The organism is Soonwooa sp., assembly GCF_030151385.1.
In the GTDB taxonomy this organism is placed as follows: domain Bacteria; phylum Bacteroidota; class Bacteroidia; order Flavobacteriales; family Weeksellaceae; genus Soonwooa.
The window spans coordinates 16,962-33,576 of sequence record NZ_JASLDS010000058.1 but is presented as its reverse complement, the minus strand read 5'-3'; the positions used below and the strand labels follow the sequence as shown (position 1 = coordinate 33,576).

Genomic DNA, 16,615 nt, shown 5'->3' with positions numbered 1-16,615 from the left:
GTATTTTTAAAATTTACAAATGCTCTTCCATCCAAATGCCTAAAACCAGTAGGCTCCAATGTTTATAATTATAATTCAGTTGCTTTTGGACAACTTCAAAATCTAATTTTTTGAAGATTTTAGAATTCTTATTTTTAAGAATATTGCTTGTTAAAGTTTCCATTTCTGAGAATTTTAACCATTTCGAAATTGGAGCGCCAAAACCTTGCTTCTTTTTGTTCAGGATATTTGGCGTCAATAAATCACCAAAGGCTTTTCTCAAAATTATTTTGGTTTGACTTTCATTAACCTTATATTTTGCTGGCAGCATCGAACAAAATTCCACCAAATCTTTATCTAAAAATGGCGTTCGCAATTCTATTGAATGCAACATCGCAATACGATCGTCTTTTACCATATAATCACCAGCAATAATATTGGTAAGGTCCATCTTCATTGGTGTATTGAGATTGGACTTATCAAGATTAAAATGATATTGGTGTTCGTAATTTTGTTGACTCTTCATAAGTTGAAAAGTCTCTTCTTTACTGAAATTATTATGAACCTTGCCTTTTTGGTAAGCAACAATATCTGAAAATTTAGACCTTAAAATTTGATCTAAAAAATATTGTCGTGACTTCTCAAGTCCTAGTTTCGCACTGATACTAGATCCGATCTTGTATAGTCCTAGAAAAGACTCGTTTGCTTTTCCTTTGTCGAGTATTTCTTTTTCTTTTTGGTACCATTTGTAACCTCCAAAAAGTTCGTCTCCTGCATTACCAGTAATCACAACCGTCATATTTTTAGCCGCTTCTTTACAAATGATATAAGTCGCAAGAATTGCAGTGTCGGCAAGCGGTTCATCAAGCTTTCCAAGAACCTCAACTAAAGTTTTCGGTATGTCTGCACTTTGCAATGCAACTTCTTTATGATCGGTATTATATTTTTTAGCAATCGTCCTTGCATCGGGCATCTCGTCCCAATCGCCTTCATATTGAAAGCCTAAAGTTGTTAAGTTGTGATTCTTTCGAGAAGACAACGCGACCATCGTCCCAGAATCTAAGCCTCCACTAAGAAAAGCGCCAACTTTAACATCAGCAACCAACTGCTTATCAACAGATTTCTCTACTAAATCCTGAAACTTATTGATTGCTTCGTCTTCAGAAATGTTTAATTCTTCTTGTGGAAAATTCCAATATTGTGAAATTTTAATCTCTCCATTTTCATAGATTAATTGATGTGCAGGCGGCAAAACTTTTATATTCTTATAAATACTTTGCTGACTATCAACATACATAAAACGCAAATAATGAAAGATGGCTTCGTCATTCAGTTCGTCATCTACAAGATTAGTCGCCAAAATAGCTTTAACCTCTGAGGCAAAAATAAACTCCCCGTTTTTACCAATTGCATAATAAAATGGTTTTTCACCAAATCGATCTCTTGCACAAAAAAGCAGCTGTTTCTCTTCGTTCCAAATCGCAAAAGAAAACATTCCGTTTAGTAGTTTTGGGAGGTCGTGGGCATTTTTTTGATACAACGACAAAATGACTTCTGTATCCGTATTACTTTTGAAAGGATAATCAGTAATATTCTTTTTCAGATCTCGATAACCATAGATCTCACCGTTGAAAACAATACATTCATTTTTGGTGTCCGAATACATCGGTTGATGTCCATCTGTAGAAAGGTCCACAATTGCTAATCTTCTAAAGCCTAAAAAACAGTTTTGAAAATATTCGTGACCTTCGTCATCCGGACCTCGGTGGATGATAGAATCGGTCATATTTTTAAGAGTTTGTTTGTATAAATTTTCCTCTAGAATATTCTTTTTTACAATTCCTGTGATTCCGCACATATAGCAATATTAAGCCACAAATCTAAGATTATTTTGTTAATTTTGACGATATTCTTATTTGATGAAAAATTTTTCCGTCCTTATCGCTCATTATAATAATTTTGATTATTTCAAAGATTGTTATGATAGTCTTTTGGCTCAGACTTTCAAAGATTTTGAAGTTATCGTTGTGGACGATTGTTCTACAGATGACTCTTTTGAAAAACTAAGCTTATTGACAAAGGATGATGCCAGAGTTAAGCTTTTCCGAAACGAAGAGAATAAAGGCGTTGGATATACTAAGAGGAAATGTGTAGAAATGGCTTCTGGCGAGATTTGCGGTTTCGTAGATCCTGACGATGCTTTGACAGAAAATGCAATAATGTCATCTTTGGCTTGCTACAAAACAAATCCATCAATTATCGCGACCTACTCTTTAATCGAAACGGTTAACGAAACTATGCAATCTAAAGGCGTTTTTAAACTTACCCGAAAAATACCAAATTCCCAAAAAGAATTTTTCAATATCAATTTTGAGGTTGCTCACTTTTTTACATTTAAGAAATCAGTTTATGATTCAACGATAAGAATTAATCCTGAATTAAGCTCTGCTGTGGATCAAGACATGTATCTAAAACTATACGAAAAAGGAGATTTTCTGCTAATAAATGAAGTCTTTTATCTTTATAGATTGCACAACAAAGGCGTTTCTCAAGACTCGAATAAGAAAACTAAATTAAATGAAAATTGGCATAATGTGATTCTTGAAACTTGCAAACGTAGAGATATCAAAAAACTCTATGGCAAAAATGTTGACAGCATCCCAAATTTACCAAAGTTCATCCATGAAAAGGAAAACAGCTTTTTAAAAAAACTACTGAGAAAACTAAATTAATGGACATCATCATAAAATCCTTCAACCGACCTTTTTACCTAGATCGTTGCATTGCTTCTATTTTGGAAAATGCGAAAGGAGATTTCAATATTATTGTTTTGGATGATGGTACGCCTTCACAATATTTAGAAAAAATACAAAACAAATATCCATCCGTAAGTATTGTAAAATCAAAACAATATGCTGATAAAATCAAAGCGATTGACAGCAACATCAAAGATGGAAAATCTATTGATGGTTTTACGATTCCGACCCAGCTTTGGTATGAGCAAGTTAAAAATGCTTCAGATTATGTTTTGGTAACTGAAGATGATGTTTGGATGATCGAGCCAATCAATTTTGACAACTTAATAAAGGACATGCAAAAAAACAAAATTCCTTTGTTAAAGTTAGGCTGGTTAGGCAATTACGCTGATGATCAATACTGCAATGTTAGCAATCTAGGAACACTGGATGCTGTTATTCCCAAAAAACTGTTTACAGGTAATCCGTTTGTTATGGATCTTTTCATGTATAACAAATACAAGTTTTTTACAATTCTATATAAATTGGGATTTGCAGACAACAACACGAAAATTAAATATTGGGCTATTAACTCCATTTTGATGGGATTGTACCAAAAAGACTATTGGTTACAAATCTGGAAAGATGCACAAGGCAAAGTTGATGAAAAACAACAATTACGTAATGCTGCTTCTTGGTATCATAAAAACAAAAAAGCCATATTTGCACGAACAAAACAAGAGGTTTTAAAAACAACTTTCAAATCTTCAGCAACAGGATCTTACCATGAATACGGTCAGAATTTTGATGTTAACCGCATGAATTTTATCCTGAACGAGGCTTGGTATGATGGACAATTTAATCCGATGGAAAATTACCCAAAAGATTATTCTGATGATTATATAAAGAGCTTTTTAGACCAAACCAATCATCCTGACGCTCAATATTCGGAATGGAAAAAATGGTCAGAGCAATTTAAAACACAATATCGAAACTTGGGTGCAGAAGTCGATAATTGAGAACGAAAAACACAACATGAAAAAAATAAAAATACTCTTTAGACTGAGATCACTAGAGATGGGTGGCGTCCCACGCGTGGTTTTGGATCTTTTAAGAAACCTTCCCAAAGATAAATTTGACTTTACCTTGATGCTCAATTTGTATCAAGGCGAATTGGTGAAAGATATTCCCAAAGACATCAAACTTATCGTTGTGGAAAAAGGTAAAGAACAAATGAGTTCCAATCCTTTTATCCAAAAAATGCAATTGGCTTTCCGACGTTTGAAGTTGGAAATCTATGATAAATTCCCTGCTGTTCTTTACAAAACTAAAGGTCTCGAAACTTACGACATCGAAGTTGCTCCAGGTTATGCGGAGTTTGATATGGTATTAAATTCGCCTAACAAAAAATCTAGAAAAATCGGTTGGTTCCACACAGACGTTGGATATGACAAAGACCAACAACGCGTCATGAGCAGAATCGAAAAAATGAAAAAATTCGATTTCATGATTTTCGGATCCAAACAAACGCGACAAGTTATCGACGATCTTTATCAAGTTAAATACCCAAAAAGCACTGTGATTTATAACGTGATAAAAGTGGATGAAGTTCTTAAGAAAGCGACTTTGTTTAATCATTCTTTTAACACCGATTATCCTGTGTTTTCATCGATGGGAAGATTGCATCACCGCAAAGGTTATCATACTTTGATGAAAGTTCACAAGCAATTATTAGACGACGGCTTTCAGCACATTATTGCAGTTATTGGTGGTGGCAACGAAATGGAAAACCTCATCAATCAACGTAAAGAACTTGGTGTCGAAAATTCATTTTTGTTGCTTGACTCACAGACCAATCCATATCCATACATCAAAGCTTCGGATTTCTTTATTTTACCTTCGCAGTCAGAATCTTATCCACTCGTAATTGGCGAAGTGATGTGCATGCAAAAACCGATAATATCAACCAATGTTGGCGGCATTGCAGAAATGATAGACGACGGCGTAGATGGCATTTTGATCAATTATGATGAAAAAGACATGTATAATTCTATGAAAGAATTTATGACAAATCCCGAGCTGGTTGAGAAAATATGCGACGGAACAAAAAATGCCTATCAAAAATTTGACGAAAAAGAAATATACCGACAAGTGAGCGAAGTTTTTGAACAACAATACCAATTGAAACTACAAAATGAACAGTCCTAAAATAACCATTGTTACCCCAACTTTTAACAGAGCACATACTTTAGAACGTTCTTACGAATCTTTGAAGAAACAATCATTCCGAGACTTCAAATGGATTATTATGGATGATGGTTCCAGCGACAATACAAAAGATTTGGTGGAACAATTCAAAAGCGAAAACATCTTCGATATCGATTATTTTTGGAATGAAAATCGGCATAAATTCATCACTGTTTTTGAAGGTATTAAAAAAGTTACAAGTCCTTATTTTATGATTTTGGATTCGGACGATACTTATCCTGAAAATGCCTTACAAATACTTTTTGACGAATCCGAAAAAATACAAAATCAAGCAGATTACATTGGCATCATTGGACTTTCTGCTGATGAAAATGGCAATGTTGTTGGAGACAAATTTCCAGTGGAATTTGATGGTTCCATCTTTGACATGCGTTACAAATACAAAGTGAGAGGTGACAAGAATGGTATTTTTTTCACAAAAACCTATCACAGATATTTGGATAATTTTGACTATCAAAAATACAAAGGCAAAGGTTATATTCCGCAAACCGTGTTTTTCAACACTTATGATTCACAAGGCATCAAAACACGTTTCATTAACAAAGTAATCCGCTATTACCACTTTGATGAGGCAGATCAACAATCGGTTTCTAACACAAGATGGTCCGGAAAAAATACTTTTGGCTTGATGGAAGGTTATCGGTCTTTCCTCAATTGTTATCACAAGCAACTTAACAGCTATCCAAAAACCTTGTTGAAGAATCTCATTGGTTACCAAACATATTCTTTGATAAATAATAAAAATCTAAGCGAAATTAATGCAGGAATTTCTAATTTCAAATTTCTATCGACGTTAATCTATCCATTATCTTTGATTTATAAAAAAACACAATAGCCAATGTTATTTAACTCTATTTCTTTCGCCATATTCTTGCCGATCGTATTTGCGCTGTACTGGATATTTCGCAAAAACATGAAGCTTCAGAATTTAATTTTGCTGGTTGCAAGTTATTATTTCTATGCTTGTTGGGATTGGCGTTTCATGTTCTTGTTAATGTTTTCAACTTTTCTCGATTATTATTCGGGCATCAAAATCGAAGAGGCAAAAAGCAAGAAGCTAAAAACATTTTGGCTAACACTTAGTATTGGGATTAACTTAGGTTTTTTAGGCTTTTTTAAATACTACAATTTCTTTGCCCATTCGATGACAGAGTTCCTGAATGGTTTTGGGTTAAATGTACATCCTTGGACACTTAATATTATTTTGCCAGTTGGTATCTCATTTTATACATTTCATGGACTTTCTTACATCATTGACATTTATAAAGATCGCATAAAAGCAGAACGAAATATTGTAGATTATTCCGTCTTCGTAAGCTTCTTTCCACTATTGGTTGCAGGTCCTATTGAAAGAGCAACGCATCTACTTCCTCAAATTAAAAAAGTTAGAGTCTTTAATTATCCAATGGCGGTAGATGGCATGCGCCAAATACTTTGGGGACTTTTCAAGAAAATGGTTATTGCTGATAATTGCGCCATATACGCCAACGAAATTTTTGCAAATCCAGCTGCGCACTCGGGATCAAATCTTGTTTTAGGAGCTATTTATTTTACTTTTCAAATTTATGGTGACTTCTCGGGCTATTCGGACATTGCTTTAGGTGTTGCCAAACTCTTCGGAATTAACCTTCTTAAAAATTTCAACTATCCTTACTTTTCAAGAGACATTGCAGAGTTCTGGAGAAGATGGCATATTTCGTTATCTACTTGGTTCCGAGATTATCTTTATATTCCACTAGGAGGAAGCAAAGGTGGCAACTGGATGCGAATTAGAAATACCTTTATCATCTTTATTGTCAGCGGTTTTTGGCATGGCGCTAACTGGACCTTTATATTTTGGGGCTTTCTAAATGCACTTTTCATTATGCCATCTATTGTTCTTAAAACCAATAGAAACAACCTCGAAATAGTTGCCGAAGATCGGATGTTACCAACTTTCAGAGAGTTGTTCAACATGATTATAACATTTGGACTAACTGTTTTCGCATGGATATTTTTCCGAGCCAACTCAGTAACCCACGCTTTTGAATATATTGGTGGTATTTTTAATAAAAGCTTATTTCAATTTCCTCAACTTAAAAAAAGTGCGTTAGCAACATTGATATTAATTGCTTTTTTATTAATTGTCGAATGGATTGGCAGACGCAATAATTACGGAATCGAAAAGCTATTGCTTAATCAAAAACGTTGGATAAGATGGTGCTTTTACGCATTTATCATCATGTTAATTGCATTGTTTTTACAGACACACGAGAGCCCTTTTATCTATTTCCAATTTTAAACAGATGAAAAAATTTTTAGTCAACATAAGTTTATTTGCAGTCTTCACGATTCTTTTCTATGTCATTGTGATGCCAATATGGAGTTCTATATTGCCACCTTTCATGGCAAAAAATGTTAGAAGTTGCATGGGTTGCTATGGTCATACTTTTACAAGAATGAAAGATGCTGCCAAGACCAAAGACATCGATGTTCTCATTGTAGGATCGTCTCATGCCTATCGTGGAATCGACCCTAGAATTTTTGAAAAAGAAGGCATCACAGCATTTAATCTTGGATCAAGTGCGCAAACACCAATTAATACCAAAGCATTGCTACATCAATATTTAGAAAAAATAAAACCAAAAATGGTTCTGTATGAAGCCTATGCTGGAACAATGAATATCGATGGTGTAGAATCTTCGTTAGACATACTAAGTAATAACAAAATCGATATTAACTCGATCGAAATGGCAAACAAGATGCACAACCTACTTGCTTACAACACTTTGATATTCTCAAGTTTTCGACAAGTTTTTGGTTTAAATGATCGATTTAAAGAAGCCTTAAAACAAATGGGAGATCACTATATTTCGCCAACAGGTTTTGTAGAGACCGAATATAGACCAAACATTTTCAATAAAGAAGGTATTTCGAAATGGAATCTTATTGAAGGGCAAAAAGAGGAATTAAAAAACAATGTTGCTTATATAGAAAGTAAAGGCATCAAGGTATTTTTGATACAAGCGCCTATTACCAAAACCTTGTATAATTCTGTAAATAATAATCCCGAAGTCGACAAATTCTTATCAGGTGTTGGAACTTACAAGAGTTATCAAAATGCTGTAGCTTTGAAAGATTCAACAGATTTTTTTGACAACAACCACCTCAACCAAATTGCAGTAGAAAAGTTCAACAAAGTATTGGTAAAAGACGTTAAAGCTTTTTTAGATAAAAAATAATCTTATGTCAAATAATAAGTCGAAAAAAATACTTTTCATCTACTACAAGCTTTTTAAGCCTGGAGGAGTTGCTCGCGTTTTGACCTCGCTTGCCAACGAGCTTTGTGAGGCGGGATATGATGTTAGCATCTTGGTTTTGATGGAAGACAAATCCAGTTTTTTCCCCTTAAATCCTAAGATTAAAATTCTAAGTATTGACACCTTCTCGCATTGGGGCTTTCGAAAAGTCAACGTCAACATCGACAAATATTTTCCAAAAATACCAGGAAGAAAGAGTATAAAAAACTATATCTACGATTTTGGACAATGGGAAATGCTAGCAAAATGGTTAAAACAAAACCATCAAAATTATGATTTGATTATATCGTCTTGGTACAAACTTTCTTCACAAATTTCTCGAAACAAAACAATTGCCGCCAAAACCATCGCTTGGGAACATGCTAACTTTGAAGTTGGTGGTAAACTTTGGAAAGATCTACTCCGAAAAAATTATAAAAACTTCAAAGCTGTTGTTTGTCTTAACTCGCCTTCGTTAGCTCATTACAAGCAGATTAACAACAATGCTTTTCTTATCCCAAATTTAATTGGACTGCCTTTCGAAAATTTTAACCCTGAAAAAATTTCGGACAAACAAAATGACTTAATATTTGTTGGTAGATTAGACAATGATAAAAATGTACAAGAAACTTTAGAAATCCTAAACAAAACCGATTTACAAAGTTTTAAATTCAAAATTATTGGTGATGGTCCCGCAAAGCATCAACTCGAAAAACAAATACAAAACCTTCCATCATTACAAAATAAAGTAGAGCTACTGGGAGCTAAAAATCTTGACGAAATATACTCAGCTTTAAGTTTGAGCAAAATTTTCTTGTTTACTAGTAAAACTGAATGTCTTCCCACAGTTCTTATTGAAGCCAACTTAACAGGAAACGCCATCATTTCTTATGATTGCAAATACGGACCATCTGATATTGTTAGCCAAGAAAATGGTTTTCTAATCCCTTTTGGCGATCAAACTGATTTTGCAGAAAAGCTACAATCGCTTATCAATAACGAAGAACAATTAAAGCAACTTAATAGCGGTAGTTACACTTTCTCAAAAAAATGGCAAAAGGATAAAATAATTCAAAAGTGGATTGATATTTTTTACTAATTTCGTTTTCGAATTATTAAAACACAAACATGATTAGCAAAAGCCTACGAACTAAACTTCGTAGGAAAAAATACTTACTAAAGTGGTATCTACAATTTCATTTTGGCAAACATCTTTCCTACTCTAACTTACAAGAATTAAAGCTTACTAAAGATTCTAAATCTCTTGTATTAGCACCTCATGCTGACGACGAGTGGATTGGCGCAAGTCAAATCCTGTTGAATACAGATGCAAGCGTTTTTTATTTTCAGTTTTTGGGAAAAAATTACAACGAGGCAAACAAAAGTATGCGCCGCAAGGAAATTGAGAATGTCCAAAAAGAAATTGGATTCAATTTGATATCAGCTGAAAGTAAAGATGATTTTGATAATCTTGCAAAACTTATTGAAAATGGGAATTTTGACAAAATATTTCTTCCATTTCCAATAGACTGGCATCCAGAGCACATCAAGGTCAATGATATTCTTCTTTCTTTATTTGAGAAATACCCAAAGCTTCAGCAGAACAAATTATATTTCTATCAAATTTCGGTGCCTTTTCCATCTGGTCTCTATTTAGAATATCGTCCAATGTCGAAGAAAGATTTAAACTATAAAATCCAGGTTTTTTCTAAACATTATATATCGCAATTCAACACGCCAATTACCAGAATGGCTTACCAACTACGGCTAAATGCTGTTAAAACCAAACATTATGCAGTCGAAGCCTACGCTTCCCTAGACTACAAAAACTGGAAAAAATTGCTAGACTATGCCAACAAAAACTACGCGGAAAAGCTGAAACCAATTGCACATCACATTGATAATTTAATTGATAGAAAAAACATTGCGGATGAGCTATTCCAAGAATGGCAAAGCTTTGTAAAGTAGTTTTAAAATCTAAATATTCTTAGTATTTTTGGTGACAATCAAAAAAGAAAACAATTGATTAAAAAGAAAATCCTTATTCGTATTGGTTCCTTAAGACATGGTGGCGCAGAGAAAGTTTTGGTGACTTTTCTCAAAAATTTGCCGTCTGACAAATACGAAGTGGATCTTTTACTTAACCTATATTCGGGGAAATATCTTACCGAGGTTCCGAATTGGGTTAATGTGATGTACCTCAACAAAGGCAAAATGATTACCACCAATCGCCCACAAGATATTCCCAAAAAAGCCTATCGTGTTGTCTACCAACGTTTATTAAAAAAATATCCCAAAATTCTTTATAAACGAAAGCTCAAAAACAAAAAATACGACATCGAATTTGCGGCAATCCATGGTTTTATGGACGAAGTACTCAACAGTCCGTTGACATCCTCAAAAAAGCTGATGTGGATCCATAACGATCTGACGCAAGTTGAAGGTTACACCAAAGAAAAAATCAGACGCTTCTTCAAATATGATAAAGTGATGGTGATTTCGGACAAGATTAAAAAGACTTTTGAAGATCTCGCCATTTCCGAAGCTGAAAAATCTAAAATTGTTAGGATTTTCAATCCTTTGGACACTGACGAGATTTTAACAAAAGCTGAAAAGCCTGTGGAAAACTATAAGTTTGATGACAAACTTCCGACTTTCATTTCTGTAGGTACGGTTTTTCCACAAAAAGGATTTGACAGACTTCTGAAGGCTCATAAAAAACTTATAAATGAAGGCTTGGATCATCGGCTTCTTATTGTTGGCGATGGCTACGATTTCCCGAATATTAAAAAACTAAAAACCGAACTTGGCGTTGACGACACTGCGACCATGCTAGGTTTTACAGATAATCCTTATCCTTATTTTAAAAGAGCAGATTTTTATATTTTGAGTTCGCGCTACGAAGGATTTCCAACCGTTTTATTCGAAGCGATGACACTTAACAAAAACATTATTGCAACAGATGTTTCGGGTGTTCGAGAAATGTTAAATAACGGTGACTTGGGTCTTATCATCGAAAACTCTGACGGTGGCATCTATGAAGGCATGAAAAAAGCTTTATTAAATCCTCAATCTTTTGAAAATTACCAAAGTAAGCTTCAAGAATATGAAATGCCATTTAACCTAAAAAATTCAGTAAAAGGCATCACGAATATTATTGACAATCTTTAGAAGTTTCATTTTTTTATTATAAATTGAAGTCCCAAAATTACCAAAATGCAATCCAAAGGAAGCTTCACGCTAGATGACACCAATTACTTTAAAGGCATTGCCATTTTATTAATCGTTCTTCACAATTATTTGCATTGGCAAGCTGGATTTAGCATAGAAAACGAATCGGATTTTTCTGCAAATAATGCCATTGTATTTTTAAGTAATCTATATCCTATAAAATGGCCAAGCTTTTTTGTTTCGATTTTCTCTTTTTTAGGTCATTATGGCGTGCAACTCTTCATCTTCTTTAGTGCCTATGGCCTTAGTATTCAATTTATTAAAAATGAAAACACCAGTTTTAACTATTTTAAATATTTAAAATCACGACTCAAAAAATTATACTTTTTATTAATTTTTGGTTTTATTGTCTATCATATATTTTTCTACATTGGCTTCGGCGAATTTTACTCTTTGAAAAAAACGGCTGTTAAAAGTATTTTGCTAAGCTCCTCAATTTCTAATTTTTATAAACCTTGGACTTATAATATGTTGAGTGGTCCATTTTGGTTTTTTGGACTTATGGTTCAGTTATATGTTGTTTTTCCTTTTTTGTTTAAAATTTTAAAAAAATATAAGCTTGTAGTAATACTCTCAGTAACTTACCTATTGATTATCCTACTTTACTACATGGTTGATAAGCAAACTAGTTTTAATATACTCCCTACATTGATTGGCCATTTGCCAGAAGTTTTTTTAGGAATATATTTCGCCCAAAACAAATGGAAAAAACCAAGTTTGCTAGTATTTATCATTAGTTTGATAATATTTTCGGTATCACAAGTATATGAGTTTCTGTTTCCATTTAGCTTTCTAGCATTTACACTTGTTCTGTTATACACATTTGAAAGCTTATACACTGTTCTAGGTTCATTTTGGAAAAAAATATTCATTAGCATCGGAAAAGTCTCAATGATCATTTTTGTAACCAATGGTATTTTTAGAATATTACCTCTTTTTGACATAGAAAATATGGATATAAGAGCAGAAAGAATATTTTTATACTTAATTTTGTTACTACCAACTTGTTACCTTTTATACTTCATTTATAACAAGATTTTTGAAAAAATAAAATGAGTTACACGACCATTCAAAAAGATTTTTACAGAGAAAGTGGACAATACTTGTCACATTTTCAGATACTAAAAAAATGTTTTAGTCCAAATCTGCATTACATCTATTGGTTCCGAAATGCACAAAAATATCCCAAATCTTCTTTAACAGGAAAGATTTACAGATTCATACTTCGTCATTATCAAATTAAATATGGTTTCCAGATTTATGCAGAAACCCAAATTGGCGGTGGATTGTATCTTGGACATTGGGGCGCTTTAGTAATAAATCCCAAAGCCGTAATTGGTCGCAACTGTAATATTGCGCAAGGCGTTACCATTGCACAAGCCAACCGTGGAAAACGCGAAGGCGTACCAACAATTGGCGACGAAGTCTGGATTGGTCCAAACGCCGTTATTGTTGGTGGCATTACGATTGGGAATAATGTTCTTATCGCGCCAAATGCTTATGTTAGTACTGACGTGCCAGCAAACTCCGTAGTCATCGGTAATCCCGCGCAGATCACACCCAACGAAATGGCGACAGAAGGCTACATCAACAATAAAGTAAAATATTAAACTTTGTTAATATTTTTCAATTTTAAATCAGAATAAATTACTTTTGCATCATTATTGATTCAATCTATCGAAACACATTATTTAATAGTTAAAGTAATTTTAACCTTAAATATATTTTATTATGCAAGATTCGTACAACAAAGTTTTTGAAAACAACCGTCAATGGGTAGAGGAAATGAAATCTACCAACGCAGATTTTTTTAAAAACTTAGCAGAAGGTCAAAACCCAGAATTCCTATACATCGGATGTTCCGACAGTAGAGTTCCGGCAGAAGACCTTATGGGATTGAAACCTGGTGAAATTTTCGTTCACAGAAATATTGCTAACATGGTTAACAATATCGACATGAATGTTAATTCGGTTATTGAGTATGCCGTTAGCCACCTAAAAGTAAAACACATCGTTGTGTGTGGACATTATGGATGCGGTGGTATTAATGCAGCTATGCAATCAACAGACCTTGGTCTACTTAACCCTTGGTTGAGAAGTATTCGCGATGTCTATCGTATGCACCAAGAGGAGTTAGATTCGATTTCGGACCAACACCAAAAGTTTGACAGATTGGTAGAGCTTAATGTACAAGAACAATGCATCAATGTAGTGAAAGCTGCAGCAGTACAAAAAGGCTTTGTCCAAAATGGTTATCCCGTTGTGCACGGATGGGTTTTCGATTTGAAAACCGGTAAACTTAAAGATCTGAATATTAATTTTGAAGGTATTCTTCATCATATTCAGAAAATTTATGATTTGACAGAATCGACTTGGTCAGTTCCAAAAATGGAAAAGTAAATTCGGACATCTGTCATTAAGACAATCTTATGAAGTATTTGAGTATTTTAGTTTTAGCATTCTTTCTGAATTTCACAGCTTTACCTGGTATGGCTGCGCTTTTCGGATGGGATTTGCCAACGACTAACATCTCAATTGCTGAAGAAGAAGTAAAAACGAGCGCGTCGTCATTCAACGAAAAAGTAACGCCAAAACCGCTTTCAATTCACGACTTTATTAAGTTTTTTGAATCCGACCTTGGCAAAAAATCTTTCGCTCTTATTGATGACAATGCGAGCATCTCTCCGTATATCCCTATTTTTTCGCCACCTCCGAATCAGATTTAATTTTAATCATGCTTCCCTTTATTTACTCTTAGGAAACATCTCTAATTCAATTAATTAAAATTAAATTTTCAACGTACAAAACTTCATTTATAAAAAAGATGAGGTTGAATACTTATACTTTTTCGGACATGAAAAAAGCAAAAAACTTCATGGGATTATTCAAGGAGAATTTTCCGTCAGGACTTGTCGTCTTTTTAGTTGCCTTACCACTTTGTCTCGGTATCGCATTAGCATCTGGCGCACCACCTTTAGCTGGGATTATCTCAGGTATTATCGGCGGTTTGGTAGTCGGATTCATCAGTAACTCTCACATTTCGGTATCAGGTCCCGCAGCAGGACTTACCGCTATTATTATCGCTGCTATCACAGACCTTGGTTCATTTGAATTATTTCTAGCAGCAGGAATTATCGCTGGTGTTATACAATTGATTTTAGGTTTTATTCGTGCTGGTAGTATCTCCAACTATTTCCCAAATAATGTTATCGAAGGAATGCTGGCTGGTATTGGTATTATTATCATTATTAAACAAATTCCGTTGGCATTAGGTTATAACAGCAATATCGCAAGTGAAGCGATATTTGAAGATGGTTTTAATCCAGCCTTTTTTGGAAACCTAATTTCGGCGATACATCCAGGAGCAATTGTGGTGACTTTGGTCTCCATTTCAATTCTTCTGATGTGGGACAAAGTGAAAGTTTTAAAGAAACTAAAACTTCTTCCAGGCGCTTTGGTAGCGGTAATCGCTGGTATTGTTTTAAACCAAATATTTTTGGCGAGTGGAAGTTCTTTAGCGATTTCAAAAGAACATTTGGTTAATCTTCCCGTTCCAAAAACGGCAGATGATTTTAAAGCCATGATTACTTTCCCAGCTTTTGAAGGTTTTTTAAATTACAAAGTTTGGATTGTGGGTACGACGATTGCGATTGTTGCTTCCATCGAAACGCTTTTGTGTATCGAAGCTTCGGACAGACTCGATTCTAAAAGAAGAATCACAGATACCAATCTTGAGCTACGTGCCCAAGGTATTGGTAACATCTTGAGTTCTTTTATTGGAGGACTTCCTATGACTTCGGTTGTCGTACGAAGTTCTGCCAATGCTAATGCTGGTGCAACCAACAAAATTTCAACAATGATACACGGTATTTTACTACTTGTATGTGCGCTGAGTATTCCTTTTTTGTTAAATATGATTCCGTTGGCGACGCTTGCTGCGGTTTTAATCTTAATTGGTTACAAGCTAGCAAGTCCTAAAAACATTATGCATTTTTGGCACAAAGGCAAATACCAGTTCATTCCTTTTATTGCAACAATTATCGCAATTGTAGCAACTGATTTGTTAAAAGGTGTTGGTATTGGTCTAGCGATTTCTATTATCTATGTTCTTCAAGGAAATATGAAACGTGCCTATTATTTAAGTCGCGAAAACCTAGACTCAGCGGATGAAATTAACATTAAACTAGCAGAAGAGGTTTCGTTTTTAAATAAAGCAGCAATTAAGAAAACTTTGAAAAACATTAAACCAAACTCTATTGTAACCATCGATGCTAGAAGCACTTCTTATATCGCAACCGATGTTTTGGAAATGATACAAGATTTCGCAAATGTAAGAGCCGACGAAGAAGATATTGAAGTCCGTTTAATCGGTTTTAAAACCTCTTACAAAGATTACGCACTTGACGAAGATTCGCATGTTATCATCGAACATCGACGTGCAATTTAATTATTAAACTCTTTTCTCACCCGCAGCTTGTTTAATTTTTATTTTAAACTTACAAACAAGCTTCAATATTCTATCAAAGAAAAGCGAACCAAAATTTGGTTCGCTTTTCGATTTTATTTTCCATTAAAAGCTGTCATGGTATTACCAACTCCAGCAAAGACAAACGACAAACTAGCATTTGCAAATTTCTCCAATCGTTCGGGAAGTTTTTCATTTTCCTCTTCAGACCACTTTCCAAGGACATAATCGACTTGTTGTCCATCCTTAAACTCCGCAGAAATGCCAAAACGAAGTCTTGTATAATTTCCGGTATTCAAAACTTCTTCAATATTTCTAAGTCCATTATGACCACCTGCACCACCTTTCATTTTCATTCTTAAAGTTCCGAAAGGTAAAGCTAAATCATCCGTAACCACCAAAACATTCTCTAAAGGAATATTCTCTTTTTGCATCCAAAATCGAACCGCATTTCCGCTAAGATTCATGTAAGTATCTGGTTTTAGAACAAAAACTTTTCTGCCTTTGTGCTTGCCTTCCGCCAACAATCCAAAGTTACTAGATTTAAAAGGCGCTTCAATTTTTTCAGCGATTTTTTCAGCAACTTTAAACCCGACATTATGCCGGGTTTCAGTATATTCGTCACCTTTGTTGCCTAAGCCAACAATAAGATATTTCAT

General features: G+C 34.3%; 16 protein-coding genes. 14 read left to right on the top strand and 2 right to left on the bottom strand.

What is annotated here, in order from left to right; translation table 11 throughout:
* Window positions 1–13: 13 nt before the first annotated feature.
* On the bottom strand, window positions 14–1,837 hold the full coding sequence (asnB, locus tag Q1V95_RS11170; RefSeq protein WP_300673840.1) for an asparagine synthase (glutamine-hydrolyzing): 1,824 nt from the start codon (window positions 1,835–1,837) through the stop codon (window positions 14–16).
* A 61-nt stretch (window positions 1,838–1,898) separates the two neighbouring features.
* Here asnB and Q1V95_RS11165 point away from each other — a divergent pair, with 61 nt between their 5' ends.
* From Q1V95_RS11165 to Q1V95_RS11100, 14 genes are all read left to right on the top strand, one after another.
* The gene (locus tag Q1V95_RS11165) at window positions 1,899–2,711 is read left to right on the top strand and encodes a glycosyltransferase family 2 protein (RefSeq protein WP_300673837.1); all 813 of its coding nucleotides are present in this window, start codon (window positions 1,899–1,901) and stop codon (window positions 2,709–2,711) included.
* A complete protein-coding gene (locus Q1V95_RS11160) occupies window positions 2,711–3,733 on the top strand; it encodes a glycosyltransferase (protein ID WP_300673834.1) in 1,023 nt (340 codons plus the stop codon). Before Q1V95_RS11165 ends, Q1V95_RS11160 begins: the two co-directional genes overlap by 1 nt.
* Window positions 3,734–3,749: 16 nt before the next feature.
* A complete protein-coding gene (locus tag Q1V95_RS11155; RefSeq protein WP_300673832.1) occupies window positions 3,750–4,922 on the top strand; it encodes a glycosyltransferase in 1,173 nt (390 codons plus the stop codon).
* On the top strand, window positions 4,909–5,817 hold the full coding sequence (locus tag Q1V95_RS11150; RefSeq protein ID WP_300673829.1) for a glycosyltransferase family 2 protein: 909 nt from the start codon (window positions 4,909–4,911) through the stop codon (window positions 5,815–5,817). The genes Q1V95_RS11155 and Q1V95_RS11150 overlap by 14 nt, the downstream gene beginning before the upstream one ends.
* 3 nt (window positions 5,818–5,820) lie before the next feature.
* On the top strand, window positions 5,821–7,263 hold the full coding sequence (locus tag Q1V95_RS11145; RefSeq protein ID WP_300673826.1) for an MBOAT family O-acyltransferase: 1,443 nt from the start codon (window positions 5,821–5,823) through the stop codon (window positions 7,261–7,263).
* Between the two features lie 4 nt (window positions 7,264–7,267).
* A complete protein-coding gene (locus tag Q1V95_RS11140) occupies window positions 7,268–8,203 on the top strand; it encodes a hypothetical protein (protein ID WP_300673823.1) in 936 nt (311 codons plus the stop codon).
* Between the two features lie 4 nt (window positions 8,204–8,207).
* Entirely contained in the window at window positions 8,208–9,359 is a 1,152-nt protein-coding gene (locus Q1V95_RS11135; protein WP_300673821.1) for a glycosyltransferase, read from the top strand.
* 29 nt (window positions 9,360–9,388) lie between these two features.
* The gene (locus Q1V95_RS11130) at window positions 9,389–10,228 is read left to right on the top strand and encodes a hypothetical protein (RefSeq protein ID WP_300673818.1); all 840 of its coding nucleotides are present in this window, start codon (window positions 9,389–9,391) and stop codon (window positions 10,226–10,228) included.
* A gap of 54 nt (window positions 10,229–10,282) precedes the next feature.
* On the top strand, window positions 10,283–11,431 hold the full coding sequence (locus Q1V95_RS11125) for a glycosyltransferase (RefSeq protein WP_300673815.1): 1,149 nt from the start codon (window positions 10,283–10,285) through the stop codon (window positions 11,429–11,431).
* Between the two features lie 45 nt (window positions 11,432–11,476).
* A complete protein-coding gene (locus Q1V95_RS11120; RefSeq protein ID WP_300673813.1) occupies window positions 11,477–12,547 on the top strand; it encodes an acyltransferase family protein in 1,071 nt (356 codons plus the stop codon).
* Complete coding sequence (locus Q1V95_RS11115; RefSeq protein WP_300673811.1) at window positions 12,544–13,101, top strand: serine acetyltransferase; 558 nt, start codon at window positions 12,544–12,546, stop codon at window positions 13,099–13,101. Before Q1V95_RS11120 ends, Q1V95_RS11115 begins: the two co-directional genes overlap by 4 nt.
* Window positions 13,102–13,222: 121 nt before the next feature.
* The gene (locus Q1V95_RS11110) at window positions 13,223–13,891 is read left to right on the top strand and encodes a carbonic anhydrase (RefSeq protein WP_300673809.1); all 669 of its coding nucleotides are present in this window, start codon (window positions 13,223–13,225) and stop codon (window positions 13,889–13,891) included.
* Window positions 13,892–13,920: 29 nt separating this feature from the next.
* Window positions 13,921–14,217, top strand: coding sequence for a hypothetical protein (locus Q1V95_RS11105; protein ID WP_300673807.1), 297 nt, complete (start codon window positions 13,921–13,923; stop codon window positions 14,215–14,217).
* Between the two features lie 128 nt (window positions 14,218–14,345).
* Window positions 14,346–15,938, top strand: a complete 1,593-nt coding sequence (locus tag Q1V95_RS11100; RefSeq protein WP_300673804.1) for a SulP family inorganic anion transporter — start codon at window positions 14,346–14,348, stop codon at window positions 15,936–15,938.
* 113 nt (window positions 15,939–16,051) lie between these two features.
* On the opposite strand, the gene pth is transcribed toward Q1V95_RS11100, so the two are convergent.
* Window positions 16,052–16,615, bottom strand: a complete 564-nt coding sequence (gene pth / locus Q1V95_RS11095) for an aminoacyl-tRNA hydrolase (RefSeq protein WP_300673801.1) — start codon at window positions 16,613–16,615, stop codon at window positions 16,052–16,054.

What these genes read in the sequence shown, in the direction of transcription:
- Q1V95_RS11105 (WP_300673807.1), top strand. Translation starts at nt 13,921, where the DNA reads ATGAAGTATTTGAGTATTTTAGTTTTAGCATTCTTTCTGAATTTCACA.
- Q1V95_RS11120 (WP_300673813.1), top strand. Translation starts at nt 11,477, where the DNA reads ATGCAATCCAAAGGAAGCTTCACGCTAGATGACACCAATTACTTTAAA.
- Q1V95_RS11140 (WP_300673823.1), top strand. Translation starts at nt 7,268, where the DNA reads ATGAAAAAATTTTTAGTCAACATAAGTTTATTTGCAGTCTTCACGATT.
- Q1V95_RS11155 (WP_300673832.1), top strand. Translation starts at nt 3,750, where the DNA reads ATGAAAAAAATAAAAATACTCTTTAGACTGAGATCACTAGAGATGGGT.
- Q1V95_RS11115 (WP_300673811.1), top strand. Translation starts at nt 12,544, where the DNA reads ATGAGTTACACGACCATTCAAAAAGATTTTTACAGAGAAAGTGGACAA.
- Q1V95_RS11135 (WP_300673821.1), top strand. Translation starts at nt 8,208, where the DNA reads ATGTCAAATAATAAGTCGAAAAAAATACTTTTCATCTACTACAAGCTT.
- Q1V95_RS11160 (WP_300673834.1), top strand. Translation starts at nt 2,711, where the DNA reads ATGGACATCATCATAAAATCCTTCAACCGACCTTTTTACCTAGATCGT.
- Q1V95_RS11110 (WP_300673809.1), top strand. Translation starts at nt 13,223, where the DNA reads ATGCAAGATTCGTACAACAAAGTTTTTGAAAACAACCGTCAATGGGTA.
- Q1V95_RS11150 (WP_300673829.1), top strand. Translation starts at nt 4,909, where the DNA reads ATGAACAGTCCTAAAATAACCATTGTTACCCCAACTTTTAACAGAGCA.
- Q1V95_RS11165 (WP_300673837.1), top strand. Translation starts at nt 1,899, where the DNA reads ATGAAAAATTTTTCCGTCCTTATCGCTCATTATAATAATTTTGATTAT.
- Q1V95_RS11145 (WP_300673826.1), top strand. Translation starts at nt 5,821, where the DNA reads ATGTTATTTAACTCTATTTCTTTCGCCATATTCTTGCCGATCGTATTT.
- pth (WP_300673801.1), bottom strand. Translation starts at nt 16,615, where the DNA reads ATGAAATATCTTATTGTTGGCTTAGGCAACAAAGGTGACGAATATACT.
- Q1V95_RS11100 (WP_300673804.1), top strand. Translation starts at nt 14,346, where the DNA reads ATGAAAAAAGCAAAAAACTTCATGGGATTATTCAAGGAGAATTTTCCG.
- Q1V95_RS11130 (WP_300673818.1), top strand. Translation starts at nt 9,389, where the DNA reads ATGATTAGCAAAAGCCTACGAACTAAACTTCGTAGGAAAAAATACTTA.
- asnB (WP_300673840.1), bottom strand. Translation starts at nt 1,837, where the DNA reads ATGTGCGGAATCACAGGAATTGTAAAAAAGAATATTCTAGAGGAAAAT.